The sequence below is a fragment of the Mesorhizobium sp. M0040 genome, assembly GCF_040323505.1.
GTDB lineage: Bacteria > Pseudomonadota > Alphaproteobacteria > Rhizobiales > Rhizobiaceae > Mesorhizobium.
This window is the reverse complement of the sequence record NZ_JAMYVA010000051.1, coordinates 1-26,348: the sequence shown is the minus strand read 5'-3', so window position 1 is coordinate 26,348 and position 26,348 is coordinate 1. Positions and strand designations below refer to the sequence as shown.

The following is a 26,348-nucleotide window of genomic DNA, read 5'->3' as shown; positions in this document are numbered from 1 at the left end:
CCGTGGCCCGGTTCAGCTGATCTTCCCGTCCACCATGTGAATGCGGCGATCCATGCGTGCGGCCATGTCCAGGTCATGCGTGACTGCCACGACCGTCTTGCCGCGTTCGCGCACCAGATTCTGCAGGATTGTGAACACCTGCTCCGAGCTCTTGCTGTCGAGGCTCCCCGTCGGCTCGTCTGCCAGGATAAGCGGCGGGTCGTTGGCGAGCGAGCGTGCCACCGCGACGCGCTGACGCTGGCCTCCCGAAAGCTGGTCCGGCCGCTTGTCGAGATGTTCGCCGAGCCCCAGCGATGACAGCAACTCGCCAGCCCGTTCGCGCATCACGGGTCGGGCCAGCCGACCAAGCTTGCGCATTGGAATTTCTACATTTTCGCGCGCCGTGAATTCCGGCAGAAGGAAATGAAACTGGAAGACGAAGCCCAGCGTCGAAAGCCGTGTCTGCGCGCGCTCCCTTTCATTCATCGGCTCGGTGTCGCGGCCGCCTATTCTCAACGTCCCAGCGGTCGGCCGGTCGAGCAGCCCGAGCAAATAGAGCAACGAGGACTTGCCGGAGCCGGAGGGTCCGGTGATGGCGACGAATTCTCTCTCGTTAATCGCGAGCGTGATGTCCTTGACCAGCGTGACGGGAACCGTCTCGGGCAACACGCGCGTCAGTTTTTCGGTCTCGATGAGTGCGCTCATGACGCGCCTCGGATAATCTCGACGGGGTTCAGGCGCGCCGCACGGCGCGCCGGCAGGTAGCCGGCCACTGCCGCCGAGCCCAGCGCGAAAGCCGACGCGATCACGTAGTGCATCAAGCTCCAAGCGATCGGCAGCCGGGTCATCTCCTGGCCAGTCGCGGCGATCTCGAAACGCACCAGCGACAGTGCATAGGTCATGGAGAAGCCAAGCACCCCGCCGAGCACAGAGCCGGCAGCGCCGATCGCCACGCCTTCCAGCAGAAAGAGCCGGCGCATGTCGGACTCCGGGAAGCCAAGCGACTTCATGATGGCGATGTCGCGCGCCTTCTCGTGCGTGATGGTGGAGATGATGTTGTAGATGCCGAAGCCAGCAACCAGCATGATCGCGCCGACGACGGTGTACATGATGACGTTGCGCACGACGAGTGCTTCGAGGATCGATTCATTGGCCTCCTGCCACGCCACGGCCTTGTAGCCCAGTTCGGCCTCTGCACGATGCGCCACCGCGGGAGCGCGGTTGGGGTCGTCGAGCTTGATGCGGATCTCGTTGATGGCGTTTGGCCGCGCTGAGAGAATCTGCGCGTTCTTCAAAAGCACATAAGCTTCGCCTTCGTCGCGCGCGGTGGTGCCGGTGTGGAAAAGGCCGGCGATCTTGAAATTGCGCGTCAGCCCTTCCGAGGAGACCGCCGTTATCGTATCGCCGAATCCGGCACCGAGCCGGCTCGCCATCGTGTTGCCGATCAGCACGTTGTTGCCGCCCGCGGCAAGTGCCGAAAAGCTGCCTTCGACGAACTCTCCGACGATCGGTGAAACGCCGGTCTCGCGCTGCGGATCGACCCCGATGATAGCTGCGCCCACTTCGCGGCTGGAATAGCGGATCACGCCCTGAGTCTTGAGGCTTGCTGCGAACCGGCCGGGAATCCAGCTCTCCAGCCGGGAGGTCGCGGCGGTCGGATTGATGATGCCGCGCCGATCGTCGCGTGGCCGGAGCCCGGAGATGGCGACGGTCTCGAAGTAGTCCTCGGCCGGCTGCCGGCGGGCGGTGCGCTGCTCGTCGGTGATGTCGACATGCGGCATCGTGTCGACGAGCTGCTTGACGAAATCGTCCTGCCCGCCTTGCATCAGCGCTGCCATCGCAATTGAGAAGCCGACACCCACCGCGACGCCGACTATGGCGACCAGCGTCTGGCGGCCGCGGCCGGCGATATGCGTTACGGCAATGTCGACGATCAGCGCCATCGTTGCCTATCTCTCCTGCGCGGCGGCGATGCTCACGCGCGCACCGTCGCCGAGGTCAGCGGGATAGGGCGAGACGATGCTGGCCTTCTCGTCGATGCCTGACCGTACCTCGACGCCATTGGTGCCACGAATGCCCGTGCGGATTTCACGCCGCCAGGCCTTGTCGCCTTCGACTACGAACACCTTGTTCCCATCCACCGCAACCGACGGGATCAACAGCGCATTTTTCGAAACGCGGATGACGATGTTCACGTCGGTCGACATGCCTATACGAAGCGGCGTATTGTCCGGCAGGCGGAAGCGGACGCGATAGGTCTTCGTCACCGGATCTCCCTTGGGCGTGATGCTGTCGACCACCGCTTCCAGATTCTGCCGAGGGAACGCATCGGATTTAAGCAGCGCGCGCTGGCCGATCTCGACCCGTGGAATGTCCTCCTCGTTCACCTCGGCGACCACCAGGAGCGGCTTCGGCTCGCCGACCCAGAACAACACCGTGCCGAGTTCGGCGACCTCACCGACCTCGCCGTCCTGCCTGAGCACGACGCCGGCGCTCGGCGCTTGTAAGACGTAGGTGTCGAGCCGCGCTTTCTGTCCGGCAACCAGCGCTTCGATCTGGCCAAGCTCGCTTTGCGCGCGATCGAGCGCCTGCTGGCTTGCCGCACGCCTTTCGGCAAGCACGGTCAGCCGCCGGAGCTCTTCTTGGGCGAGTGCTTGACGCGCTTCGATCTCGCCAAGCACAGCCCGGGCCTCGCTGTCGTCGAGCTTGGCGAGCACATCGCCTTGTGCAACCCTCGACCCCTCGCAATTACACTGCTCGACGATCCTCTCGCGGACAACGGGAGTCACCTTGGCCCAGGTTCGCGGCTCGACCGAGCCACTCGCGTAAACGATCTCCGCCGCGTCGCCGCGTTGTGGCGTCACGATCGAAACCTTGGCCGGCTGCCACACATACCAAGCGCCGAAAGCAGCAGTCGCCGCGACAAGAACGATGCCGACAGTCCAGCGTATCCGTCGCAAGAAGCTCTCCTTCCACCATCGAATGCGAACGTCGGAGCGGTGGCAGACATAGCATTAGACCGACCGTCGGTCTATAAAAGTTGCATAAAGAAACGGTTCGTGCTCCTCTTGCCCCCTGTACTTTATGAGGTCGATTTTGCCCCGAGTGATAAAGCCGCCGGAGATACGATCCGCCGAGCTCCTCGACTGTGCCCAGCGGCTTTTCTTCGAGCATGGCTACGACAACACGACGGTGAACGACATCATCCGCGAGGCCGGCTTGTCGAAGGGTGCGTTCTATCACTATTTCGCGTCGAAGGAGGCCCTGCTGGAGGCGCTCGCCAGACGTCTCGCACGTGACAGCCTTGCCGAGCTGCAACCCGTCCTCGACGACCCGTCACTCGATGGGATTGGCCGGCTCAATGCACTCTTTGCCGGCTCGCGACGGCTGAACATCGAGCTTGCCCCGCAATTGCGAAAAACGTTCTTCGTCGTGTTCCGGCCCGAGAACCTTGCCCTCTTCCATCGGGTCGACCAGGCGGCCAGGGAACTGGCCGAGCCGATAATCACAAATCTGCTCAGGAAGGGAAGCGAGGAAGGCATTCTCGACGTGCCCGACCCGCAAGCTTTTGCCGAGATGTTCCTGCAACTCCGGCTGACCTTTCGGGACGTGATGCACCGCGCCCTGCTACAGGCCGAACAGGGTAATATCGACGAAGCAGCGCGGCTGCTCGAGGGCCGATTGCGGCTCTACGGCATCGCAATCGACCGGCTTTTGAAGTTGCCCGATGGAACGATAGAAGCCGTGCAGCCCGGTTTTGCCCGGGCTTTTCTCGAAGCCGGACCGTAAGCCGCTGACAGCGATGGAGGAGAGTTGATGAGTAGGAAATCGCGCGCTTCGACCGATACCGTTCTCAAGGAACTGCGCGCCTTCGGCCTCACCTATCCAGGCGCAGAGACAAAGAGTCCGTGGCCTGGTCACGACGATCTCGCGGTGAAAGGCAAGACCTTTGCTTATTTGAGCCTGGAAGGCGAACCGTTCAGCATCTCCCTCAAACTCCCCTACAGCGGCGACGAGGCGAGAAAGCTCCACTATGCGTCGCCGACGGAGTACGGCCTTGGCAAGAGCGGATGGGTGACGTTCGAACCAGCACCGGACGAACTGCCACCGATGGGACAACTGAAGTCATGGCTCGATGAGAGTTATCGCGCACAAGCGCCCAAAAAGCTTGCCGCCCTGATCACGCACAAGGTGGACTCTGGAGCTTAGGTCGAGCGATCGGTGTCACCCCACCGAACCGCCGGCGCTAGAAGCTCAACGACGCCATGCCGATAAGCGCGTTTCTCATTGAATGACTTTAAGGCCAAAGCCGGCAAATCGTCTGCTTGCCGGTTCCCCTGCGTCAGGCTTAACCTGCGTGCCATGCGTGGAGGCGCGTGCGGTAACAAGGGGAGGACATAGCAATGACCATACAAGGCGCATCACCGGACCTGTACAATGAGGATCTCGCACCGGCGAAGGTTCGAAACTGGGGACCGTTCTCGATCTTCAACGTCTGGACGTCGGACGTCCACAGCCTGTGGGGCTACTATCTCGCTGCCAGCCTGTTCCTGTTCTGCGGCGGCTTCGTCAACTTCATCATCGCCATCGGTATCGGTTCGCTGATCATCTATGCGTTGATGAACATGGTCGGCTATGCCGGCGTGAAGACCGGGGTGCCCTACCCTGTCCTGGCGCGTGCCTCCTTCGGCATCTGGGGCGCCAACATACCGGCGCTGGTGCGCGCCATCGTCGCCTGCTTCTGGTACGGCGCGCAGACGGCGGCGGCCTCCGGGGCGATCGTAGCCCTGCTGATCCGCTCGCAATGGTTCGCCGACTTCAACCAGGGCACCCATTTCCTCGGCCACTCCGGGCTCGAGGTGATCTGTTTCGCCGTCATCTGGGCGCTGCAGCTCCTGATCATCCAGAAAGGCATGGAAACGGTGCGCCGCTTCCAGGACTGGGCCGGACCGGCGGTGTGGGTGATGATGCTGATCCTGGCGATCTATCTTTGCATCAAGGCAGGCACCTTCGCTTTCACCAGCGACATCCCGATGGATGTGCTGCTGGAAAAGACAAAGGACGCGGGCGTGCCGGGCACGCCGGGCTCCTGGACCTCGCTGTTTGCGGTGGCCGCGATCTGGGTGACCTATTTCTCCGCGCTCTATCTCAACTTCTGCGATTTCGCGCGCTACGCCCCGGACAAGGCATCGCTGCGCAAGGGCAACATCTGGGGCCTGCCGGTCAATCTTATCCTGTTCTCGCTGGTCGCCGGCGTCACCACGATCGCCGCCTTCGACGTCTATGGCGAGGTGCTGCTGCATCCCGACCAGATTTCGGCGAAATTCGACAGCTGGTTCCTGGCGGCGCTCGCAGCCCTGACCTTTGCGGTGGCGACGCTCGGCATCAATGTGGTGGCGAACTTCGTGTCGCCGGCCTTCGATTTCTCCAATGTCTTTCCACGCCAGATCGACTTCAAGAAGGGCGGCTACATCGCGGCGCTGATCGCGCTGGTGCTCTATCCATTCGCGCCCTGGGAAGGCAGTGCCGCCTCCTTCGTCAACATCATTGGCGCGACGATGGGGCCTATCTTCGGCGTGATGATGGTCGACTATTACCTGATCCGGAAGGGCGAGGTCGACGTCGAGGCACTCTACAGGGAGAATGGCGAATTCCGCTTTCAGGGCGGCTGGCATGTCAATGCCTTCATCGCCGCCGGTATCGGCGCGGTCTTCTCCTCGATCCTGCCCAACTTCACCAGCCTGCTGCCGTCATGGTGGGGCGTCTTTGGCTGGTTCTTCGGCGTGGCAATTGCCGGCGTCATCTACTACGTGCTGCGCACGATGGCACTCGGTGCCGGAGCCAGGATAGCCAAGGCCTGAACAGACTCGGGGCGGCGCGAGCCGCCCCGTTCATTCTGCGATCATTTCGGCCAGGCGGCGCACGGTGTTCCAGTTGCGCGACGTGCCGATGCCGAGGCGTTTGTGGCTCACCGCCGCAAGCAGCCGCGAACTCGGCATCTCGCGGGAAAAGACGATCCAGATGTCGCCGCCGACAATCCGCAGCTTCTCGTCCTTGCCGGCATATGCCTCAAGCGCCGCGGCGGTCTCGGCGGGAACGGGCGCTCGCATCACGCGCACCGCCACCTGGTCCGCGGCCTCGGCCGATTCAGCTGGGAACGGATTGCCGGCCGCCAGCCTTAGCCAGCCGTCGGCGCGGCGCACGATGATGTCGACGTGGCGGCCGAAAATCTTTGCGAACGCCGCCTCCAGCCGCTGCTCCAACGCCGCAAGTTCTGTTTCTTGCGCCTCGAAGACCAGATTGCCGGTCGCTACCAGCGTGCGCGGCTTATTCAGACCCAGGCCTTCGGCCATCGCCTTCAGATCGGACATGACGACCCGCCGCCCCTCGCCCAGGACAATGCTGTAGAGCAGCGCGACGTAAGTTTGCATGGGCGGTTAGTCTAGACCAGCCGCGACTGCTCTACCGCCGCCTCGATGAAGCTGGCAAACAGCGGGTGCGGATCGAGCGGCCGGCTTTTCAACTCGGGATGGTACTGCACGCCGATGAACCAGGGGTGGCCGGGATATTCGACCGTTTCCGGTAGCACGCCGTCCGGCGACATGCCGGCAAACACCAGGCCGCAATCCTCGAGCCGCTCCTTGTAGTCGACATTGACCTCGTAGCGGTGGCGATGGCGTTCGGAAATCTGGGTATCGCCATAGATCTCGGCGATCTTCGATCCCTTGGCGAGGTCGGCCTGGTAGGCACCGAGCCGCATGGTACCACCAAGGTCGCCGGTTTCCCTGCGCTTTTCCAGCATGTTGCCCTTCAGCCATTCGGTCATCAAGCCGACGACCGGCTCCTCGGTTGGACCGAACTCGGTCGATGATGCGCGCTCGACGCCGGCCAGCGAACGCGCCGCCTCGATGCAGGCCATCTGCATGCCGAAGCAGATGCCGAAATACGGCACCTTGCGTTCGCGCGCGAACTTCGCCGCCAGGATCTTGCCCTCAGAGCCGCGCTCGCCAAAACCGCCGGGGACGAGAATGCCATGGACCTTCTCCAGCCACGGCGCCGGGTCTTCCTTCTCGAATATCTCGCTTTCGATCCAGTCGAGCTTGACCTTGACCCGGTTGGCGAGGCCGCCATGCGACAGCGCCTCGATCAGCGATTTGTAGGCGTCCTTGAGGCCGGTATATTTGCCGACGACGGCAATGGTCACTTCGCCTTCCGGATTGTGGATGCGGTTGGACACCGCTTGCCACCGTTCCATGCGGGGCTTCGGCGCCGGATCGATGCCGAAGGCGGCCAGCACTTCCGAATCCAGCCCTTCATTGTGATAGGCCATCGGCACGTCGTAGATATGCGGGACGTCGAGCGCCTGGATGACGGCGCTTTCGCGGACATTGCAGAACAGCGACAGCTTTCTGCGCTCTTCCTTGGGGATCGGCCGGTCGGCGCGGACCAGCAGTATGTCGGGTGCAATGCCGATGCCGCGCAACTCCTTGACCGAATGCTGCGTCGGCTTGGTCTTCAGTTCGCCTGCCGTCGGAATGTAAGGCATCAAGGTCAGGTGGACGTAGACGGCGTTGTTGCGCGGCAGGTCGTTGCCGAGCTGGCGGATCGCCTCCAGGAACGGCATCGCTTCGATGTCGCCGACGGTGCCGCCGATCTCGCACAGCACGAAATCGTAGTCGTCATTGCCGTTGAGGACGAAATTCTTGATCTCGTCGGTGACGTGCGGAATGACCTGCACGGTAGCGCCGAGATAGTCGCCGCGCCGCTCGCGCTCGATGATGTTCTTATAGATCCGGCCGGTGGTGATGTTGTCTTGCTGGTTGGCCGAGCGGCCGGTGAAGCGCTCATAATGGCCAAGATCGAGATCGGTCTCGGCCCCGTCATCGGTCACGAAGACTTCGCCGTGCTGATAGGGCGACATCGTGCCGGGATCGACATTGAGATAGGGATCGAGCTTTTTGATGCGTGCGCGATAGCCCCGCGCCTGCAAGAGAGCCCCAAGGGCCGCTGCAGCAATGCCTTTTCCAAGTGAGGAAACCACGCCGCCTGTGATGAATACATATCGCGCCATGGGAGTCATCGCTTAACGCGGCCGAATTGATTCCGCCAGAGAAAAAACCGCCGCGAAGGCTTTTTCCCAAGAAGGCGCTCTGGTCGTTGGCGTATCAAAACAAAAGGGCCGGCGAGGCCGGCCCTTTTGGCACGATCTGTAAAAGCGTCAGATGATGACGACTTTGGTGCCTACTTTCACCCGGCGGTAAAGGTCCATGACGTGCTCGTTGATCATGCGGAAGCAGCCATTGGAGGCGCTGGTTCCGATCGACTGCGGCGCGATGGTGCCGTGAATGCGCAGGTGGGTATCTTTCTTGCCGTCGTAAAGATAGATGGCGCGCGCACCGAGCGGATTGTCGCCGCCGCCGGGCATGCCGTCCTTGTACTGGCCATAGTGCTTGGGTTCGCGCTTTTGCATATCCAGCGTCGGAATCCAGCGCGGCCATTCCTGCTTGTCCCCGACGGCAACCGTACCCTTGAACTGCAGGCCTTCCCGGCCGACCGCGATGGCATAACGGCGGGCGGTTGACGATGATTCGACGAGGTAGAGACGACGGGCGCTGGTATCGATGACGATGGTACCGGGGTTGTAGCCGGTGAATTCGACCTCCTGCGGCACGAATTCCGCCTTGACCTTGAACTGCCGCTTGGCCTGCTTCCTTTCGAGCGCGGCGTCGAGCGCGCGTGTTTCCGGAAGCAGCGACATCGACGAAGAGGATGTGCCGCCGAACAGTCCCGCGAACAGCCCGACGCTCTGCGGCTTCTGCCCGACCGGTTCGCTGCGCAACTCGCCATTGTTGCCGGTCAGCGCAACGTTCATGGCCTCGGCCGGGATCGGCTCGGCCGACTGGATCGGCGCAATGGGCGTAATCGGTTCGATGATGTTGACGGTCTTCTTCTTGGCCGGCGTGGCGTCAGCCACCTTGGCCGTTGCGAGCGGCTGGCTCTTCTTGGCAAGGAACGCCTGCCGTTCCACATCGGCTTTGGCTTTCGCCGCCTCACGCATCGCCAGCTTCCTGGCTTCGAGTGCCTTGGCGCGAGCGGCTTCCTTGTCGGCTGCGATCTTGGCTTCGATCTTGCGGATCTGCGCAAGGTCGTCCGGCGTCGGATCTTTCTTCTTCTTGAGAAGCTTCAATTGCGCTGCATCGCTTTTGGCAGCGACCTTGACGACGTCGGTTGTTGTTGCGGCTTTGTGGGCCGAGTTTGCCGTCGGCATGGCCGCGTAAGCGGGCGCACCTACGCTGAGCACGGCACAAAGGCCGGCAAAAATGAAGCTGCGAAGCTGCATGGGGAAGATCCGATCGTTCAATGCTTGTTGCCCACGGCGTCGCCCGGCGCCCCCCAAGGACGCCGAGAATGCCGCGTGCAACGTATAATCGATTAGCCGGAAGCGCCTCAAGCGTGAGGCGCAGTCGAATCTTCGTGATCGTGCGGCATTTGCCGCGACTGTGTTCAAACGACAACAGATCGCGGCATAAGTTGCCCTATTACTGGTTGGGGACCTGCGGCGTGGCCGGCGCGGTGGCGCCGTTTGTCGCTGGCGGCGTCGCCGGAGCGGTTGCCGGCGGCGTCGTTGCCGCGCCATTGCCGGACGGCGGGGTCGGCGCCGTGGTGCCCGAAGGCGGCGTCGGCGTCGTGGTTCCAGGCAATTGGTTGAGTACGCCCTTGCCTGCTCCGTCCGAGGTCGCCGGCACGCGATCGAGAATGTCGATCGGCTTCTCGCCATAGCGCGCAACGATTGACAGTGTCAGCGAAGTGACGAAGAAAGCGGCAGCCAGGATCGCCGTCGCCCGCGTCAGCGCATTGGCGGCGCCACGCGCGGTCATGAAGCCCGATCCGCCGCCGATGCCGAGGCCGCCGCCTTCGGAGCGCTGCAGCAGCACCACGCCGACAAGCGCGAGCACGACCATGAGGTGGACGACGATCAGTACGGTTTCCATAATTTACCCTGGCAAGGCCTTGTGCGGCCGCTGATTTGGAGGCGGCTCAATACAATGCTTTGACGGCATTTCCAAGCCCGTGGCCGGAATATGGGAAGCAATGCGTCCTTTGCAACGATTTCGGCGCCGGCCGTCCGCTCAAATGCAGCAAGCAGCCCTTGTATCAAGCAATGTTTCGATAGGCTTCCGCGATGCCGAGGAAGTCCGCCGCCTTTAGGCTGGCGCCGCCGACCAGCGCGCCATCGACATTCCTGACGCCGAGCAACTCGACGGCGTTGGACGGCTTGACCGAGCCGCCGTAGAGAATGCGCATCTTGGCCGCCGTATTGCCGAGCTTCCGTGCCAGTTCTTCGCGGATATGCGCATGTGCCTCGGCGACGTCGGCGGCGGTCGGGGTCAAGCCGGTCCCAATCGCCCATATTGGCTCATAGGCAATGACGGTGTTGGAACCCGTGGCGTTTGGCGGGACCGAGCCAGCGACCTGGCGCGACAGCACGTCGAGCGTGGCTCCTGCTTCTCGTTCGGCTCTTGTCTCACCAATGCAGATGATGGCCACCAGCCCGGCGCGCCATGCGGCGGAGGCCTTGGCCTGGACCAAGGCATCGTCCTCCTTGCGATCGGCGCGGCATTCGGAATGGCCGACGATGACATGGCTGGCACCTGCATCCTTCAGCATCTCGGCCGAAATGCAGCCGGTATAGGCGCCGCTTTCCTCGGTGTGGCAATCCTCTCCGCCGGCCCGCACCGGCGTGCGCGACAGAATCTCGGCGGCGTGCGCAAGCAAGGTCGCCGGCACGCAGACCACCGCTTCGGTCTCGGCGTCGAGCCCACTCATGAAGCCGTTGCCGATCATCCTGAGCTCGTTGAGCGAGGCGCTAGTGCCGTTCATTTTCCAGTTGCCGGCGACGAGCGGGCGGATTCCAGGCGTCATGGGATTTGTTTCTCCGGGCAATTTCCAGCTGGCCCTCACTATCAAAATCAGGCCACAAAGCAATCGACAGTGGGCAGGAAGGGCGCTATTGCGCTTGTTTCAGAGTCGGCGCATGCGAAATGCGCAAAAATCGGAAGTACTCATGCTTGGTATGTTGAGAAGCGCGGCGGGGACCTGGGTCGCTAAACTGCTGCTGTCATTGTTGGTGTTGAGCTTCGCCGTCTGGGGCATCTCGGGCCGCCTGATGGGCGGTCTTGCCGGCCATGACGCCGTGATTACGGCCGGAGGCACCAAGGTCTCGATCAACGAATACCGCCTCGCTTATGATCGCCAGCTCAGCGTCATGTCGCAGCAATTCGGCCAGCGCATCAGCCGTGAGCAAGCGACGGCGCTCGGCATCGACAACCAGGTGCTGGCGCAACTCGTGTCGGGTGCCGTCCTCGACGAGCAGGCCCGCAAGCTCGGCCTCGGCCTGTCCAAGGACCGGCTCGCCGAACTGACGCGTGAAGACCCGGCGTTCAAAGGGCCTGCCGGAACCTTCGACAGGAGAACCTTCGAGTACCTGCTTCGGCAGATCGGCATGCGGCCGGAAGACTATTTGAAGAACCGCGCCCAGGTCGCGGTCCGCCAGCAGATCGTCGAGGCGGTTTCGGACGGCCTCAAGGCCCCGGATACATTCTTCAAGGCGGTCGCGCTCTATCGCGGCGAAGATCGCACCATCGACTACCTGACCTTGCCGAAATCGCTTGTCGAGCCGATAGAAGCGCCGTCCGACAGCGCGCTTTCGGCCTATTTCGAGGAAAACAAGAAAACCTACGCCGCGCCCGAATACCGTAAGTTCTCCTATGTCAGGCTCGAACCGGAAGACATCATGGATTTGAGCGCGGTGACCGACCAACAGGTCAGCGACGACTACAATAAGAACAAGGCGCGCTACACCACGCCGGAGATGCGCACCATCGAGCAGCTTGTGTTCAAGACACCTGATGCCGCAAAGGCGGCGCTCGATTCGCTCAGGACCGGCGCGACCTTCGACAAGATCGTCGCTGCCGAAGGCAAGACGCCGGCCGACACGCTGCTCGGCACGCTGGCCAAGGACAAGATCGCCGACAAGGCGGTCGCCGACGCTGCCTTCAAGCTCAACGTCAATGAGGTCAGCCCGGTCGTACAAGGCGCATTTGGTCCCGTTCTGCTGCGCGTCACCGAAATCAAGCCGGAAGTGGTGAAGCCGCTGGCCGAAGTATCCGAGCAGATCCGCAAGGACCTGGCACTGGGCGAGGCAAGCCGCATCTTGCTGGACGTGCACGACAATTACGAGGATACGCGCGCCTCGGGCAGTTCGCTCGCCGAGGCAGCCGCCAAATTGAAGCTGAAGGTCGTCACCATCGATGCCATCGATCGCACCGGCCAACGGCCGGATGGAAGCATCGTCAAAGACCTGCCGGAATCGCCGGCACTCATCAAGGCGGTGTTCGAATCCGAACCCGGAACCGACAATGAAGGCCTCACCACCGCCGATAACGGCTTCGTCTTCTACGACGTGAGCGCGATCACGCCTGCCCGCGACCGCACATTGGACGAAGTCCGCCAGAAGGTCGTGGCCGACTGGACCGCGGCGGAGACCACCAAACGGCTCACCGCAAAAGCACAAGAGCTCGAGAAGCGTCTCAAGGCCGGCGCCACGCTCGAGGTGATCGCCGGTGAGCTCAAGCTCGAAAAGCAGACCAAGCGCGGCGTCAAGCGCGATGCTGACGACGTCGATTTCGGCAAGGAAGGGGCCGCCGCGATGTTCGGCGTCGGCGAAGGCGGCACCGGGCTGATCCCCTCACCTACGGGCGACGGACAGATCCTGTTCAAGGTTGCCGAGGTATTCGAGCCCGCCGGGGCCGACGCCAGTTCAGTACCCGAGGACGCACAGAAGTCCTTCACATCCGGCATGTCCGACGACCTGCTCGACCAGTTGGTAGCGCAGTTGCAGACGCAATATGACGTCCGCATCGATCAGACGGCCGTAACCCAAGCCCTGGCCAGATGAGCGCGCTGAAGATCCACATCGCCAAGGTCGCCGCCGGCAGCGCTCTTTCCTTCGAGGAGGCGCGCGAGGCCTTCGATATCATCATGTCCGGCGATGCTACCCCCGGCCAGATCGGCGGCTTCTTGATGGCATTGCGCGTGCGCGGTGAGACCGTCAGCGAGATCGCCGGCGCCGTCGCCACCATGCGCGCCAAGATGCTGCGTGTCGAAGCCCCCGAGGGCGCCATCGACATTGTCGGCACCGGCGGCGACAATTCGCACAGCGTCAACATTTCGACCGCATCCGCTTTCGTCATCGCCGGCAGCGGCGTGCCCGTCGCCAAGCACGGCAATCGCGGACTGTCCTCGCTGACCGGCGCCGCCGATGTGCTGATCGCATTGGGCGTCAAGATCGACATCCCTCCGGAGACGATCGGCCGCTGCATCCACGAGGCCGGCGTTGGCTTCATGTTCGCGCCGGCGCATCACCCGGCGATGAAGCATGTCGGCCCGACCCGGGTCGAGCTCGGCACCCGCACCATCTTCAACCTGCTGGGCCCGCTTTCCAATCCGGCGAGTGTCAGACGGCAGATGGTCGGCGTGTTCCTGCCCGAATGGATCATGCCGGTGGCAGAAACGTTGAAGGAGCTTGGCGCCGACCATGCCTGGATCGTCCATGGCGACGGCTATGACGAGATCACCACCACCGGCGAGACACTTGTCGCCGAACTGGCCGGCGGCGAGATCCGCAGCTTTACGCTGACCCCGGAAGCCGTCGGACTGAAGCGGCACACCAAGGACGAGTTGCGCGGCGGCGACGCCCCCCACAACGCCCAGGCACTGCGCGACATGCTGGGCGGCGCAGCCGGCGCCTTTCGCGATACGGTGCTGATGAATGCCGGCGCCGGGCTGGTAGTGGCCAGCAAAGCGACGACGCTTGCCGACGGCATGGTAACGGCGGCGCAGGCCATCGACAGCGGCCGCTCGCTGAAAGTGCTCGATAGGCTGATCGAGATTTCGAACGGTTAACACCATGTCCGACATCCTGCGCAAGATCGAGGCTTACAAGCGCGACGAGATCGCGGCGGCCAAGGCACGCGTGTCATTGGCCGAGATCAAGGCACGGGCGACGGATGGCGACGCGCCGCGCGGCTTTCTTTCCGTTCTTGAAGCAAAGCGCAAATCCGGCAGGTTCGCGCTGATTGCCGAAATCAAGAAGGCTAGCCCATCCAAAGGCCTGATCCGCGCCGATTTCGATCCGCCGACGCTGGCCAGGGCCTATGCGAAGGGCGGTGCCGCCTGCCTTTCGGTGCTGACCGACGCACCCTCCTTCCAAGGCGCGCCCGAATTCCTCACCACTGCGCGCGCTGCCGTCGAGCTGCCTGCACTGCGCAAGGATTTCCTGTTCGACCCCTATCAGGTCTACGAGGCCAGGGCATGGGGCGCCGATGCCATCCTGATCATCATGGCCAGCGTCGACGACGCGTTGGCAAGAGAACTCGAAGCGACAGCGTTCGGGCTCGGCATGGACGCGCTGGTCGAAGTGCATGACGAGGCTGAAATGGAACGCGCGCTGCAGCTGTCGTCGCGGCTGATCGGAATCAACAACCGCAATCTCCGGACCTTCGAAACCAGCCTACAGACCTCGGAGCGGCTGGTAGCGATGGTGCCGGCCGACCGCCATCTGGTCAGCGAGAGCGGTATCTTTTCGCACGACGATTGCCGCCGGCTGGAGCAGAGCGGCATTGCGACTTTCCTGGTCGGCGAGAGCCTGATGCGCCAGCAGGACGTGGCCGCGGCAACGCGCCTGCTGTTGACGGGCAAGGCGCCGGCAGAGGCCGTTTGAGGATGGCGGCCGCCCTCACCCATCTTGGAGCGCAGGGCGAAGCCAACATGGTCGATGTCGGCGACAAGGCTGAGACGGTGCGCACTGCAGTCGCAGAAGGTTTTGTCGCGATGCGGCCCGAGACGCTGGACATGATCCTCGCCGGCGACGCCAAGAAGGGTGACGTGCTGGGCACCGCGCGCATTGCCGGCATCATGGCGGCCAAGAAGACGCATGAACTGATCCCGCTTTGCCATCCGCTGCTGCTGACCAGGATATCTGTCGATATCGAGGCGGACGCCGCGCTGCCCGGCCTGAAGGTGACAGCATTGACCCGCGTCACCGGCAAGACCGGCGTTGAGATGGAGGCTCTGAGTGCCGTCTCGGTCGCTTGCCTGACCATCTACGACATGGCCAAGGCGGTCGACCGCGCCATGGTCATCTCCGGCATCAGGCTGGTTGAAAAGACCGGCGGCAAATCCGGCGACTACAAGATCACCGGAGACGGGGCCACCGAGGCAGGCCGCTAATGGCGCTGGTCCCAGTTGCCGAGGCGCTCGAGCGCCTGCTGGACGGCGCAGCAGCGCTGCCGGGCGAACGCGTCGCACTGCTGGATGCCGCCGACCGCGTGCTGGCGGAGCCGGTTGTGGCGCTCCGCACCCAGCCGCCGTTCAACGCCTCCGCCATGGACGGCTATGCCGTGCGGGCGGCCGATATCGCGTCCGTACCGGCAAGGCTTTCGGTGGTCGGCATGGCGCCGGCCGGACGCGGCTTTGCCGGAACGGTGCAGCAGCGGCAGGCCGTGCGCATCTTTACCGGCGCGCCGCTTCCCGAAGGCGCCGACACTATCGTCATCCAGGAGAACGTCCGCGATCTCGGTGGCGGCAGCGTCGAAGTGACGGAACCGACGGTGCAGGGGCGCAACATCCGCCGCCTCGGGCTCGATTTCGCCAAGGGCGATGTCCTGCTGCCCAAAGGCCGCCTGCTCGACCCGGCAGCCTTGTCGCTGGCGGCATCGGCCAATCACCCCGAGGTGCGCGTGGTCAAACGGCCGCTGGTCGCCATCATCGCCACCGGCGACGAATTGCTGCCGCCGGGCAGCGATCTTGGCCCCGACCAGATCATCTCCTCCAACGCCTATGGTGTCGCCGCTGCCGCACAGTCGGTCGGTGCGCGCGCGCTCGACCTTGGCATCGCGCCGGACCGCAGGGAGGCGATCGCTGCGCTGGTTGAAAAGGCCGTGAAGGCTGGCGCGAACGTCATCGTCACGCTGGGCGGTGCCTCGGTCGGTGACCACGACTTCGTCCATGACGTGCTGACCGGGCAAGGCATGACGCTCGATTTCTGGAAGATCGCCATGCGGCCGGGCAAGCCACTGATGTTCGGGCGGCTGGGAGACATTCGCTGCATCGGCCTGCCCGGCAATCCGGTGGCAAGCCTGGTCTGCACTCAGCTCTTCCTGAAGCCGCTGCTGGCGCGGCTCGGCGGCCGCGCCTTTCAGCAGGATATACGTCGGGCACGGCTCGGTGCTGCCATGCCGGCCAACGATCTCAGGCAAGATTATGTGCGGGCTGTTGTCATAGATGACGCCGGTACGCTCGTGGCGACGCCGTTCGGCATCCAGGACTCCTCGATGCTGAAAATGCTGGCCGATGCCAACGGGCTGATCGTTCGCGCGCCGTTCGCACCTGCTGCAGCGGCGGGCTCCCCCTGCGACGTGCTGATGTTACGCTGAACCTGCCTCACTCCGAGATCAAGGTCCGGGTCAGCGGATGGTCTGGATCGGCCAAACCGTCGATGATGTTGAAATGATGCCGGTCAGGCTCGACCACCGAGCTGGTCGCGGTACCCAGGCCGATCCAGATGTTGGCCAGCAACGCGCTCTGACGCAGGAATTCGGCGCGCTCGCCGCCGCCGGCCCAGCAGGTCAGGCGGGCCTTGTCCATCGGGCGCAGCAGCACCGGGCTTTCGGCCTGCGCCTCGGCCTCATCGATCGCGATCGTCTCGTTCATGCCGGTGCGCATGATGGGGCGCAAATCATGCACCCCCGAGATCGACACCACGTGACGAACGCGCCGGACCACTTCGGGCGCCAGCGGCGTCGTCGCCGTAACCATCCGGCTAACAAGATGGCCGCCGGCCGAGTGTCCGGTCAGCATCAGCGGCCCTGGGACCATCGCCGCCGCCTTGCCGATCGCCGCGCCGACTTCCTTGACGATGCCGCCAATGCGTATCTGCGGACAGAGCGTGTAGGACGGCATCGCCACCGCATAGCCGCGATCAACAGGGCCAGTGGCAAGATGCGACCAGAAATTTTTGTCGAATTCCATCCAGTAGCCGCCATGAACGAACACCACGAGTCCCTTGGGCTTGATGGCCGGCAGGAAAAGATCGAGCCGGTTGCGTGGGTTGTCGCCATAGGCCATGTCGAGCCGCGCCCTGCCCTCGGTCGAAAGCACGTCGCGGAAAACCCGCGCGGGCTCGATCCAGGCCGCCGGCCAGCGATCGCTGCCGGCTATGTTGGCGCCGTTGGCATAGGCGTTGTCCCAATCGGCAATGTGACGTTCGAACACCCTGCGCCCTCCCTGGCATATGGCCTTGCAACGTAGCCGTGAGCATCGCGCGGCGCATCGTCGCCAGCCTCACGATTCCAGCTCTCGCATCAATCTCAAGTGACAGCTGCTTTGATGGCGAAGCGCGCATCCTTCCACGCACGGGTGCGCAGGATGTCCTCAAGCACTTTGACGGCCTGCCAGACATCGGCATAGCCGACATAGAGCGGGGTGAAGCCGAAGCGCATGGTCGATGGCGCGCGAAAATCGCCGATCACGCCACGTTCGATCAGCGCGCGCATGACCTGGTAGCCATGCTCATGCATGAATGAAATCTGGCTGCCGCGTTTTTCCCCATCGCGCGTGCTTTCGAGCGTGAGCCCGTAAGTGCCGCACTTTGCCTCGACAAGCTCGATGAACAGATCCGCCAGCGCGATGCTCTTCTTGCGCACCGCCGTCATGTCGACATCGTTCCAGATGTCGAGCGCGCCCTTCAGCGTGCGCATCGACAGGACCGGCTGCGTGCCGCACAGAAACCGGCGGATGCCGGTGCCGGCCGCATAGCCTGGCTCGAAGGCGAAGGGCCGTGCATGGCCCCACCAGCCGGTGAGCGGCTGCTGGATGTCGGAAAGATGCCGCTCAGCCGCATAGATGAAGGCAGGCGCGCCCGGGCCGCCATTCAGATATTTGTAGGTGCAGCCAACGGCAAAATCGGCGTTTGCCTTGTCGAGCTCGACTGGCATCGCGCCGGCGGTGTGGCAGAGATCCCAGACGATCATCGCCCCGGCTTCCTGAGCCCTGCGCGTCAGCGCCGGCATGTCGCGCAGTTCGCCCGACTTGTAGTTGACGTGGTTGACCAGCACCACGGCGGTGCGTTCGTCGATCAGCTCTTCGATGGTCGGCGCGTCGACCCCCGAGAGGCGCAGCAGCGTATCTTTTCGCGTCGAAACCACACCCTCAGCCATGTAGAGGTCCGTCGGAAAACTATCGCCCTCGGCGACGATGACCTGCCGCTCCGGTCGCATGGCCATGGCGGCGTGCAGCAGCTTGTAGATGTTGACCGATGTCGTGTCGCAGACCACCGTCTGGCCGGCCGCGGCACCGATCAGGCGCCCGAGCTGGTCGCCAAGTTCAAGCGGCATGTTGAACCAGCCGGCCGTGTTCCATGCGCGGATGAGATCATGCGACCATTCTTCGGTCGCGGCCTTGTGCAGTTCATCGAAAGCGGCACGTGAAGCAGCTCCTAGCGAATTGCCGTCGAGATAGATCACTCCTTGCGGCAACACAAAGCGGTCGCGCATCGCGCGCAGCGGATCCGCGGCATCCATCGCCTTTATGGCCACGAGATCGGGAATTCCTGTCATGATTTGTCTGCTCCCCCAAGATCCAACGCAAGGCCGGACACGCGTCGACTGTTCTTCCATTACCTGGTTGCGCGCAGCAAGGCTCCAGCGGCGAGAAGCAGCCTGACCAGGCGATGGAAACCGGGACTTAACCCGAGGTTGGCGTTTTGAGTTCGTTTCGTTCACGGTGCATTGACCAAACCGCACAGTCGATACGGTTCAATTCCGTGCCTTTTACCAACCGACGGCCGATGCCAGTGCCGCCTTCTAGGAGGCCAGAAGGGCGCAAACGAAAGCAGAATCAAGGCGATGAGGCTCGCGGCGATGAAAATGCGGTACGCCGGTAGGGCACGTCGTTTGTTTCCCGAGCCTTAACGCATTCATTAAACTTTAAACAGTTGCGGAACACAACTGGAACAGATAGTGTTTGTTCTGGGTTTGTTTTTCTGATTCTGTTGGGGGTCGCTATGCTGACACGCAAACAACACGAACTGCTTATGTTCATCCACGAAAGGTTGAAGGAAAGCGGTATCCCGCCTTCCTTCGACGAGATGAAGGAAGCGCTCGACCTGGCTTCCAAATCCGGAATCCACCGGCTGATTACGGCGCTGGAGGAGCGCGGCTTCATTCGCCGTTTGCCCAACCGGGCCCGTGCGCTGGAGGTGCTGCGCCTGCCTGACTCGATCGCCCCCGGCCTCAATGCGGCACGCAAGTTCTCGCCGAGTGTCATCCAGGGCAGTCTTGGGCAAGGCGGTCCTCGGCAAGGCAAGCCGACATCGTCGCGCGTGCCCGCAGCCGGAAATGACGACGATGTCGTCGCCGCCGTTTCGATCCCGGTGATGGGCCGCATCGCCGCCGGTGTGCCGATCGACGCCATCCAGCACCAGACGCATTCGATTTCGGTGCCGCCGGATATGATCATGGGCGGCGAGCATTATGCGCTCGAGGTCAAAGGCGACTCGATGATCGAGGCCGGCATTTTCGACGGCGACACGGTGATCATCCGCAATGCCGATACGGCGAGCCCCGGTGAGATCGTGGTGGCACTGGTCGACGAGGAGGAAGCGACGCTGAAGCGGTTCCGCCGCAAGGGCGCCTCGATCGCCCTGGAAGCCGCCAATCCAGCCTACGAGACGCGCATCTTCGGACCAGACAGGGTCAAGGTGCAGGGCAAGCTCGTTGGGCTGATCCGCCGCTACTGAGTTGCGCCCTTGGCGCCGGCTTTTGGATTGTCGGCCCTGCGGTATGGGGGCAGGCCGCGCGTCGCGCGTGAAAATTTCCGCTGCACGTGCCAGGGCCGGTATGATTTTTCGACCGCGAAACGGATTTCGGCGCGCGTTGCCGCTTGTGGATCGAAGTAGACGGCGGCACTTCCCGCGCGCGCCAGTTGCCGTTTGGTGACGACGAGGACCAGCCGGTCGTAGTAGCAGGGGTTATGGGCGGTGGCGTCGTCGATGACGATCAAGCTGGCAAAGGCGCAGGCTGGCCGCGCAGTATCGCGGTCCTTGGCTTGCGCGATGATCGCGCCGGATGGATGCCTGGCAAGGCAGAGGCCGTCCGTGCAAATGAACGGCATGCCCGGCGGTAGGTCGGCCGGATCGGCAATGTCGAATTGCGGGTCGTTCTTTCCAGGTGTTTCCGGCGCGACGATAGCCTCTGATGTGAGCGCGCGTTTCCAGTTGTCGATGGTGAACTCATTCGGGCGTGCCCGGTTGACCGCGAGTTCACCGCTGCCGATCGGCAGCGCGACCAGCCGTGCGTCCTCCGAGACCAATACGTCGGGTATGCGTGTCTGCGTTGTCGTCAGCAAGCCGGCGAGCGCAAAAGGAAGTGCCGCCAGCCGCAACCGGGTCGTCGCCATGCTGGCAATGACGAGGGCGATCGTCACCAGAAGGACGGATCTCAGCGAAATCAGCCCGACCGCATCGATCGGCGAGCGCTCCGAGATCCACCCGGACAGGGCGATCATCGCCGTCAGCCCCTTGCCCATGACATAGAGGAAAGGGCCATCCGCGCCGAACGGCATCGCCAGCGCACTGAGCACGGCGAAAGGCATGACGACCAGTGAGACGATGGGCATGATGGCCAGATTGGCGAACAGGCTGAGCGGCGCCACGCGCTGGAAATGCCATATGGCGAAAAGCGCCGTGGCGCTCCCTGCAATGATCGAGGTCATCGCCAGACCGCACATGCCCAGCAGGACCTTTCGAGTGGCAAAGCGTAGCGGCGACCGCCGCGGCGGCGGCGTGGTGGCCCTGCCGGCGCGGTAATCGGACCAGCCTGCATAGGCGCCGACAAGGGCCGCCGTCGCGGCGAAGGACATCTGGAAACTCGGACCGACCACCTCGTGCGGCGACACCAGGATGACCGCGATGGCCGAGATCGCCAGGTTGCGCATGGTGAGCGCGGCCCGGTCGAACAGCACGGCGATAAGCATCACCGCCAGCATGATGAAGCTGCGTTCGGCCGCCACGACAATGCCGGAAAAGACGAGGTAGGCCGCAATCGAAAAAAGCGCGGCGGCCGCGGCATATTTCTTGACCGGCCGTCGCGATGAGAAATCGGGAAACAGCGCAAAGGCACCCCGTAGCAGCGCCATGATGGTGCCGGCGACCAACGCCATATGCAGCCCCGAGATGGAGATGATGTGGTAGATGCCGGTGCGCCGCATCGCTTCGTTGATCTCCTCGGGAATGCCGGCGCGCACGCCAACGATCAGCGCAGCAGCAATCTCGCCCTCGGCGCCGCCGATGCGGCTGCGGATATGGTCGGCGATGGATTCGCGCGCGTCTTCGATCGCGGAAGAAAGCTGCGCGGCAAGCGGCATGCTGCCCGACGACACGACTTTCGGATTGCCGAGAAAAAAGCCGCTGCCGCCGATACCGGCGAAATAGCTGTCGAAGGAGAAATCATAGCTGTCGGGCCGCACCGGGCCGGTCGGCGGCAGCAGCCGCACATAGCCGGTGATCTCGGAACCGGCGGTCAGCGCAGCCGGTATCTTCATCGCCGAAACGCGGACCCGTTCCGGCATGTAGCGCAGTGTCGGCCTGGCGGTTGAGATCACATCGATTGTCAGCCTGATGCGGCCGCTCGCCATGGGCTCGTACGATACGACGCGACCCGTCAGCCGCGTCGAGATTTCGGAACCGAGCATATGCGTTCCGACACGCCATGTCTCGAACTTGGCGGCAAGTACGCCAAGCGCGCAGAGCAGCGCCACCATGAAGCACAGGCGCGTCCTGGGCCATGACCGCGAGACGACGGCACAAAGGGCCGCGAGGAGCGCGATTGCGATCGGCTGTGGAAAGGCCGGCTCCACCGACAGCCCGAAATATACGACCACCCCGCATGCGAGGAACACCGGCACCAGCAGGAAGGCGATGCCGCGGTCGAGTTCCAGGCCGGCTGCCGAGGTTACGCTGTTGCGGATACGGGACGGTGACGGGAGGCGGAAACGCCTGGGCAGGCGTACGATGGGCTCGCCCGCGGGCACGAGAACCGTTGCTGGGTCGCTGGCCGGCAGCGACGGAGCATCGAAGCGCGGAGCGGGTAGCAATGCCGGTGCCGGCAGGACAGGCGGGGGAGCAGCAAACAGCAAGCGTTCGCTGACGCCGTTGACCGCGTCCTCGCCCTCGCCCGCACCTCGGCCTCGCACAGCCATCGGGTCTGCCCCTTGCGCCCTCGACCTCCTATGCTACATGAACGCGCAACGCGCGAAAGTCCGCAAACCCACTTCCTTCGCCCGCCTGAGAGTTCCATGCCCGATAAGGTCGTCACCCGTTTTGCCCCCTCGCCCACCGGCTATCTGCACATTGGCGGCGCGCGCACGGCGCTGTTCAACTGGCTGTACGCCAAGCATACGGGCGGCACGATGCTGCTGCGTATAGAGGATACCGACCGTGAGCGGTCGACGGATGCGGCGACGGCAGCCATTCTCGACGGACTTTCCTGGCTCGGACTCACCTGGGACGGCGCGCCTGTCTCGCAGTTCGAGCGCGCGCCGCGCCATCGCGAGGTGGCCGAGGAGCTCGTTCGTATGGGCAAGGCCTATTATTGTCATGCGACGCCTGCCGAGCTAGAGGCAATGCGCGAGAGCGCACGGGCCAAGGGGCTGCCTCCCCGCTATGATGGACGCTGGCGCGACCGCGACCCGTCGGAGGCGCCGCCCGGCGCCAAGGGGGCGATCCGCATCAAGGCGCCGACAGACGGCGAGACGGTGGTGCATGACCGCGTCCAGGGCGACGTGCGCTTTCCCAACAAGGATCTCGACGATTTCATTATTCTGCGCTCGGACGGCAATCCCACCTACATGCATGCCGTCGTCGTCGACGATCACGACATGGGCATCACCCACATCATCCGCGGCGACGATCATTTGACCAACGCCGCACGCCAGACCGTAATCTATCAGGCCATGGGCTGGGAGGTGCCGTCGATGTCGCATATCCCGCTGATCCACGGTGCCGACGGCGCCAAGCTGTCGAAGCGGCACGGCGCGCTTGGCGTCGAAGCCTATCGCGCCATGGGCTACCTGCCGGTGGCGCTGCTCAACTATCTGGCGAGGCTTGGCTGGAGCCACGGCGACGATGAGATCATGTCGATCGCCGACATGATTGCATGGTTCGACATTGGCGACGTCAACAAGGGCGCCGCCCGTTTCGATTTCGCCAAGCTCGAGGCGCTTAACGGCGTGCATATGCGCCGGATGAACGACGCGGCGCTGCTCGACATCTTCATCGCCACTCTGCCCTATCTTGAAGGCGGCCCGGCAATCGCGGCGCGCCTCGACGACAGACGCAGGGCGCAACTGCTTGCCGCATTGCCGGGCCTGAAGGAGCGCGCCAAGACGCTGGTCGAACTTGTTGAAGGGGCTGCATTCCTTTTCGTCGAGCGGCCGCTGCCGGTCGACGAGAAGGCGGCGGCGCTGCTCAGCGGTGAGGCGCGCGCGATCCTGCGGGGCGCTCATGCGGCACTAGCCACGGTTTCGGAGTGGTCTGCCGCCTCAGCCGAAGCCGCGATCCGCGACTATGCGCAGGCCGCCGGCCATAAACTCGGCGCCGTGGCCCAACCTTTGCGCGCCGCGCTCACCGGCAAAAGTACCTCGCCAGGTGTCTTCGATGTGCTGGCCGTGCTTGGCCGCGAGGAAAGCCTGGCGCGGATCGCTGATCAAATCGATTAGCAAACTGGCCCAAGAAGATTGGCATTGAAAGGTGTGTTTCGCAGTGCAACATTGGGTCTTGGCCTAATCTGCCGCGCAGATTCAATTGCGGGCGCAAATGTGCGTTTTCCGATGCTTTTGACGTGTTGGGTTCAGATATTTTGCCTTTGCCGGCCTGAGGAAACAAAAAGGAGTTTGCTATGACCGAACCTGCGACAAAAATGGAATTTGGCGGCAAAACCCAGGCATCGACGGCCAAGCTGGAACTCGGCGGCAAAACCCATGAATTCAAGATACGAAGTGGTTCGGTAGGACCTGACGTCATCGACATCGGTTCGCTCTACAACACCGCCGGCGTCTTTACCTACGATCCCGGTTTTACGTCGACGGCGAGCTGCGAATCGGAAATCACCTTCATCGATGGCGATGCCGGCATTCTTTTGCACCGCGGCTACCCGATCGACCAATTGGCCGAGCACGGCGACTTCCTCGAAGTCTGCTATCTCTTGCTTTATGGTGAACTCCCGACCAAGGCGCAGAAGGACGATTTCGACTACCGGGTGACGCGCCACACCATGGTGCATGAGCAGATGTCGCGCTTTTTCACCGGCTTCCGCCGTGATGCGCATCCGATGGCGGTGATGTGCGGCGTGGTCGGCGCGCTGTCGGCCTTCTATCACGATTCCACCGATATCTCGGACCCCTACCAACGCATGGTCGCGTCAATGCGGCTGATCGCCAAGATGCCGACGATCGCGGCGATGGCCTACAAATACCACATCGGCCAGCCATTCATTTACCCGAAGAACGAGCTGAATTTCGCAGCCAATTTCCTGCATATGTGCTTCGCCGTGCCTTGCGAGGAATACAAGATCAATCCGGTGCTGGCCCGCGCGATGGAGCGCATCTTCATCCTGCACGCCGATCACGAACAGAACGCCTCGACTTCGACCGTCCGCCTGGCCGGCTCGTCGGGCGCCAATCCTTTTGCCTGTATCGCTGCCGGCATCGCCTGCCTGTGGGGTCCCGCACATGGCGGCGCCAACGAGGCAGCCCTGAACATGCTGGGCGAGATCGGTCATGTCGATCACATCCCGGAATTCATTGCGCGAGCCAAGGATAAGAACGATCCGTTCCGATTGATGGGATTTGGCCACCGCGTTTACAAGAATTACGATCCGCGCGCCAAGATCATGCAGAAGACCGCGCACGAGGTCCTGGGCGAGCTCGGCATCAAGGACGATCCACTGCTCGACATCGCCATGGAGCTGGAAAGGATCGCACTGACCGATTCCTATTTCATCGAGAAGAAGCTCTATCCGAACGTCGATTTCTATTCCGGCATCACGCTGAAGGCGCTGGGCTTTCCCACCACCATGTTCACCGTGCTGTTCGCGGTCGCCCGCACCGTCGGCTGGATCGCGCAGTGGAAGGAGATGATCGAGGACCCGCACCAGAAGATCGGTCGCCCGCGCCAGCTCTATACCGGCGCGCCGGAACGGGACTACGTGCCAATCGCGAAGCGGTGAAGGTGGTGAATGGTGAATGGTGAATGGTGAATGGTGAATGGGAGTAGCGAAGCGTCGCTCCCTGTCCATAGAAACCACTATTCACAATTCACTATTCACAATTCACTCACTTCCTCACCATCCCCATCACCACCCCCGCGGCAATCTCGCCTGACGGCTTGGCGGTTGCCATACGCCCGGCAATGTCGGCAAAACCGTGCTTCTGCCAGGTGCGGTAGGCGGTATCGGAGAACAGCGCTTCCAACTGCCGCGCCAGATAATGCGGCCGCACATATTGATTGTAGTGTTCCGGCACGACCGGCCGGTCGGCAATGAGATTGGGCAAGGCTGCGCTCCATACTTTGATCAGCGGCTGCGCCATGCGCATGACCGGATCGAGCCGGTAGCAGGAGATCATCGGCACACTCGCCAGTGCCAGTTCCAGCGATACTGTCCCCGATGCGATCAGCGCCGCATCGGCCTTGCCGAAGGCCTGCCATTTGCGTTCGGCATCGAGTATGATCTCCGGCTTCTCGTCCCAGCTCGCGACCGAGGTTCTGACCAGATCGGCGACGTGCGGCACCGTCGGCAACAGCAGGCGCAAGCGGTGCCCGCGCGCCCGCAGGATCGACACCGTCTCGCCGAACGGCCCGACCATGCGCCGCACCTCACCACGACGCGAACCAGGCAGTACAAGCAACGTTTTGACGTGATCTGCGGACAGGTCACGCGGCTGCGCCTGCGCCCTGGCGGCACTGATTATGCCCGGATCGTGTGCAAGACGATGCCCGACATAGGTGCCGGGCGGCCCGCCCAGGCGAGCGAGTTCCTTCACCTCGAACGGCAGGATGCAAAGAATGTGATCGACATATGGCTTCATCGCCGCCGCCCTGCCCGGCCGCCAAGCCCACACGCTCGGGCAGACATAATGGATAATCGGGATAGTCGGATCGGCGGCACGCACCTTCTTGGCGACGCGCAGCGAGAAATCCGGACTGTCGATGGTGATAAGGCAATCGGGCTTTTCACCGGCAATCGCGTTTGCCG

Annotated in this window: 23 protein-coding genes; 11 read left to right on the top strand and 12 right to left on the bottom strand. The window is 63.1% G+C overall.

Going from position 1 to position 26,348, the window contains the following annotated elements:
* Positions 1–12: 12 nt before the first annotated feature.
* From NKJ91_RS28085 to NKJ91_RS28075, 3 genes are read right to left on the bottom strand one after another with little or no spacing between them, the layout of a single operon-like run.
* A complete protein-coding gene (locus NKJ91_RS28085) occupies positions 13–684 on the bottom strand; it encodes an ABC transporter ATP-binding protein (protein WP_352458124.1) in 672 nt (223 codons plus the stop codon).
* Positions 681–1,922, bottom strand: a complete 1,242-nt coding sequence (locus NKJ91_RS28080) for an ABC transporter permease (protein ID WP_352458123.1) — start codon at positions 1,920–1,922, stop codon at positions 681–683. Before NKJ91_RS28080 ends, NKJ91_RS28085 begins: the two co-directional genes overlap by 4 nt.
* A 6-nt stretch (positions 1,923–1,928) precedes the next feature.
* On the bottom strand, positions 1,929–2,939 hold the full coding sequence (locus NKJ91_RS28075) for an efflux RND transporter periplasmic adaptor subunit (RefSeq protein WP_502903642.1): 1,011 nt from the start codon (positions 2,937–2,939) through the stop codon (positions 1,929–1,931).
* 136 nt (positions 2,940–3,075) lie between these two features.
* Here NKJ91_RS28075 and NKJ91_RS28070 point away from each other — a divergent pair, with 136 nt between their 5' ends.
* The 3 genes from NKJ91_RS28070 (at position 3,076) to NKJ91_RS28060 (ending at position 5,840) form a co-directional block, all read left to right on the top strand.
* Positions 3,076–3,768, top strand: a complete 693-nt coding sequence (locus NKJ91_RS28070; protein WP_352458122.1) for a TetR/AcrR family transcriptional regulator — start codon at positions 3,076–3,078, stop codon at positions 3,766–3,768.
* 27 nt (positions 3,769–3,795) lie between these two features.
* On the top strand, positions 3,796–4,188 hold the full coding sequence (locus NKJ91_RS28065; RefSeq protein ID WP_352458121.1) for an MmcQ/YjbR family DNA-binding protein: 393 nt from the start codon (positions 3,796–3,798) through the stop codon (positions 4,186–4,188).
* A gap of 194 nt (positions 4,189–4,382) precedes the next feature.
* Entirely contained in the window at positions 4,383–5,840 is a 1,458-nt protein-coding gene (locus NKJ91_RS28060) for an NCS1 family nucleobase:cation symporter-1 (protein ID WP_352458120.1), read from the top strand.
* Positions 5,841–5,870: 30 nt separating this feature from the next.
* Here NKJ91_RS28060 and NKJ91_RS28055 read toward each other — a convergent pair whose 3' ends face one another.
* The 5 genes from NKJ91_RS28055 to tpiA form a co-directional block, all read right to left on the bottom strand.
* Positions 5,871–6,410, bottom strand: a complete 540-nt coding sequence (locus NKJ91_RS28055; RefSeq protein ID WP_352458119.1) for a DUF1697 domain-containing protein — start codon at positions 6,408–6,410, stop codon at positions 5,871–5,873.
* 11 nt (positions 6,411–6,421) lie between these two features.
* Positions 6,422–8,050 carry a CTP synthase gene (pyrG, locus tag NKJ91_RS28050; protein ID WP_352458118.1) on the bottom strand — a complete coding sequence of 543 codons (1,629 nt, stop codon included), beginning with the start codon at positions 8,048–8,050 and terminating at the stop codon, positions 6,422–6,424.
* A gap of 147 nt (positions 8,051–8,197) precedes the next feature.
* The gene (locus NKJ91_RS28045) at positions 8,198–9,319 is read right to left on the bottom strand and encodes a L,D-transpeptidase family protein (protein ID WP_352458117.1); all 1,122 of its coding nucleotides are present in this window, start codon (positions 9,317–9,319) and stop codon (positions 8,198–8,200) included.
* 199 nt (positions 9,320–9,518) lie between these two features.
* Complete coding sequence (secG, locus tag NKJ91_RS28040; protein WP_254817294.1) at positions 9,519–9,971, bottom strand: preprotein translocase subunit SecG; 453 nt, start codon at positions 9,969–9,971, stop codon at positions 9,519–9,521.
* A gap of 163 nt (positions 9,972–10,134) precedes the next feature.
* Positions 10,135–10,902 carry a triose-phosphate isomerase gene (gene tpiA / locus NKJ91_RS28035; protein WP_352448837.1) on the bottom strand — a complete coding sequence of 256 codons (768 nt, stop codon included), beginning with the start codon at positions 10,900–10,902 and terminating at the stop codon, positions 10,135–10,137.
* A 142-nt stretch (positions 10,903–11,044) separates the two neighbouring features.
* On the opposite strand from tpiA, the gene NKJ91_RS28030 reads away from it, so the two are divergent.
* Genes NKJ91_RS28030 through NKJ91_RS28010 form a run of 5 tightly spaced genes read left to right on the top strand, consistent with a single transcriptional unit; the run spans position 11,045 to position 16,475 of the window.
* Positions 11,045–12,937 carry a SurA N-terminal domain-containing protein gene (locus tag NKJ91_RS28030; protein WP_352458116.1) on the top strand — a complete coding sequence of 631 codons (1,893 nt, stop codon included), beginning with the start codon at positions 11,045–11,047 and terminating at the stop codon, positions 12,935–12,937.
* The gene (gene trpD, locus NKJ91_RS28025) at positions 12,934–13,944 is read left to right on the top strand and encodes an anthranilate phosphoribosyltransferase (protein WP_352458115.1); all 1,011 of its coding nucleotides are present in this window, start codon (positions 12,934–12,936) and stop codon (positions 13,942–13,944) included. Before NKJ91_RS28030 ends, trpD begins: the two co-directional genes overlap by 4 nt.
* A 4-nt stretch (positions 13,945–13,948) precedes the next feature.
* Complete coding sequence (trpC, locus tag NKJ91_RS28020) at positions 13,949–14,761, top strand: indole-3-glycerol phosphate synthase TrpC (RefSeq protein ID WP_352458114.1); 813 nt, start codon at positions 13,949–13,951, stop codon at positions 14,759–14,761.
* A 2-nt stretch (positions 14,762–14,763) separates the two neighbouring features.
* Positions 14,764–15,270, top strand: a complete 507-nt coding sequence (moaC, locus tag NKJ91_RS28015; RefSeq protein ID WP_352448833.1) for a cyclic pyranopterin monophosphate synthase MoaC — start codon at positions 14,764–14,766, stop codon at positions 15,268–15,270.
* Positions 15,270–16,475 (top strand): molybdopterin molybdotransferase MoeA, encoded by a 1,206-nt coding sequence (locus tag NKJ91_RS28010; protein ID WP_352458113.1) that lies wholly within the window; start codon positions 15,270–15,272, stop codon positions 16,473–16,475. Before moaC ends, NKJ91_RS28010 begins: the two co-directional genes overlap by 1 nt.
* Before the next feature lie 7 nt (positions 16,476–16,482).
* Here NKJ91_RS28010 and NKJ91_RS28005 read toward each other — a convergent pair whose 3' ends face one another.
* Both NKJ91_RS28005 and kynU read right to left on the bottom strand, forming a co-directional pair.
* The gene (locus tag NKJ91_RS28005; protein ID WP_352458112.1) at positions 16,483–17,313 is read right to left on the bottom strand and encodes a hormone-sensitive lipase; all 831 of its coding nucleotides are present in this window, start codon (positions 17,311–17,313) and stop codon (positions 16,483–16,485) included.
* Positions 17,314–17,408: 95 nt separating this feature from the next.
* Positions 17,409–18,656, bottom strand: a complete 1,248-nt coding sequence (gene kynU / locus NKJ91_RS28000) for a kynureninase (RefSeq protein WP_352458111.1) — start codon at positions 18,654–18,656, stop codon at positions 17,409–17,411.
* 446 nt (positions 18,657–19,102) lie between these two features.
* On the opposite strand from kynU, the gene lexA reads away from it, so the two are divergent.
* Positions 19,103–19,837 carry a transcriptional repressor LexA gene (lexA, locus tag NKJ91_RS27995; protein WP_352448829.1) on the top strand — a complete coding sequence of 245 codons (735 nt, stop codon included), beginning with the start codon at positions 19,103–19,105 and terminating at the stop codon, positions 19,835–19,837.
* Here the strand turns inward: lexA and NKJ91_RS27990 are convergent.
* Positions 19,831–22,296, bottom strand: coding sequence for a ComEC/Rec2 family competence protein (locus NKJ91_RS27990; protein ID WP_352458110.1), 2,466 nt, complete (start codon positions 22,294–22,296; stop codon positions 19,831–19,833). The two genes, lexA and NKJ91_RS27990, sit on opposite strands and share 7 nt — an antisense overlap.
* A gap of 96 nt (positions 22,297–22,392) precedes the next feature.
* Here NKJ91_RS27990 and gltX point away from each other — a divergent pair, with 96 nt between their 5' ends.
* Positions 22,393–23,814 (top strand): glutamate--tRNA ligase, encoded by a 1,422-nt coding sequence (gene gltX / locus NKJ91_RS27985; RefSeq protein WP_352458109.1) that lies wholly within the window; start codon positions 22,393–22,395, stop codon positions 23,812–23,814.
* 179 nt (positions 23,815–23,993) lie between these two features.
* Positions 23,994–25,322 carry a citrate synthase gene (gene gltA, locus NKJ91_RS27980; protein ID WP_023674946.1) on the top strand — a complete coding sequence of 443 codons (1,329 nt, stop codon included), beginning with the start codon at positions 23,994–23,996 and terminating at the stop codon, positions 25,320–25,322.
* Between the two features lie 106 nt (positions 25,323–25,428).
* On the opposite strand, the gene NKJ91_RS27975 is transcribed toward gltA, so the two are convergent.
* A partial coding sequence (locus NKJ91_RS27975) for a lipid-A-disaccharide synthase (RefSeq protein ID WP_352458107.1) occupies positions 25,429–26,348 on the bottom strand: 920 nt, incomplete at its 5' end.

Coding starts and splice junctions, on each gene's coding strand:
- NKJ91_RS28010 (WP_352458113.1), top strand. CDS start 15,270: ATGGCGCTGGTCCCAGTTGCCGAGGCGCTCGAGCGCCTGCTGGACGGC.
- NKJ91_RS28045 (WP_352458117.1), bottom strand. CDS start 9,319: ATGCAGCTTCGCAGCTTCATTTTTGCCGGCCTTTGTGCCGTGCTCAGC.
- NKJ91_RS28085 (WP_352458124.1), bottom strand. CDS start 684: ATGAGCGCACTCATCGAGACCGAAAAACTGACGCGCGTGTTGCCCGAG.
- trpD (WP_352458115.1), top strand. CDS start 12,934: ATGAGCGCGCTGAAGATCCACATCGCCAAGGTCGCCGCCGGCAGCGCT.
- NKJ91_RS28080 (WP_352458123.1), bottom strand. CDS start 1,922: ATGGCGCTGATCGTCGACATTGCCGTAACGCATATCGCCGGCCGCGGC.
- gltA (WP_023674946.1), top strand. CDS start 23,994: ATGACCGAACCTGCGACAAAAATGGAATTTGGCGGCAAAACCCAGGCA.
- trpC (WP_352458114.1), top strand. CDS start 13,949: ATGTCCGACATCCTGCGCAAGATCGAGGCTTACAAGCGCGACGAGATC.
- NKJ91_RS28055 (WP_352458119.1), bottom strand. CDS start 6,410: ATGCAAACTTACGTCGCGCTGCTCTACAGCATTGTCCTGGGCGAGGGG.
- NKJ91_RS28060 (WP_352458120.1), top strand. CDS start 4,383: ATGACCATACAAGGCGCATCACCGGACCTGTACAATGAGGATCTCGCA.
- lexA (WP_352448829.1), top strand. CDS start 19,103: ATGCTGACACGCAAACAACACGAACTGCTTATGTTCATCCACGAAAGG.
- kynU (WP_352458111.1), bottom strand. CDS start 18,656: ATGACAGGAATTCCCGATCTCGTGGCCATAAAGGCGATGGATGCCGCG.
- moaC (WP_352448833.1), top strand. CDS start 14,764: ATGGCGGCCGCCCTCACCCATCTTGGAGCGCAGGGCGAAGCCAACATG.
- secG (WP_254817294.1), bottom strand. CDS start 9,971: ATGGAAACCGTACTGATCGTCGTCCACCTCATGGTCGTGCTCGCGCTT.
- tpiA (WP_352448837.1), bottom strand. CDS start 10,902: ATGACGCCTGGAATCCGCCCGCTCGTCGCCGGCAACTGGAAAATGAAC.
- NKJ91_RS27990 (WP_352458110.1), bottom strand. CDS start 22,296: ATGGCTGTGCGAGGCCGAGGTGCGGGCGAGGGCGAGGACGCGGTCAAC.
- gltX (WP_352458109.1), top strand. CDS start 22,393: ATGCCCGATAAGGTCGTCACCCGTTTTGCCCCCTCGCCCACCGGCTAT.
- NKJ91_RS28030 (WP_352458116.1), top strand. CDS start 11,045: ATGCTTGGTATGTTGAGAAGCGCGGCGGGGACCTGGGTCGCTAAACTG.
- NKJ91_RS28065 (WP_352458121.1), top strand. CDS start 3,796: ATGAGTAGGAAATCGCGCGCTTCGACCGATACCGTTCTCAAGGAACTG.
- pyrG (WP_352458118.1), bottom strand. CDS start 8,050: ATGGCGCGATATGTATTCATCACAGGCGGCGTGGTTTCCTCACTTGGA.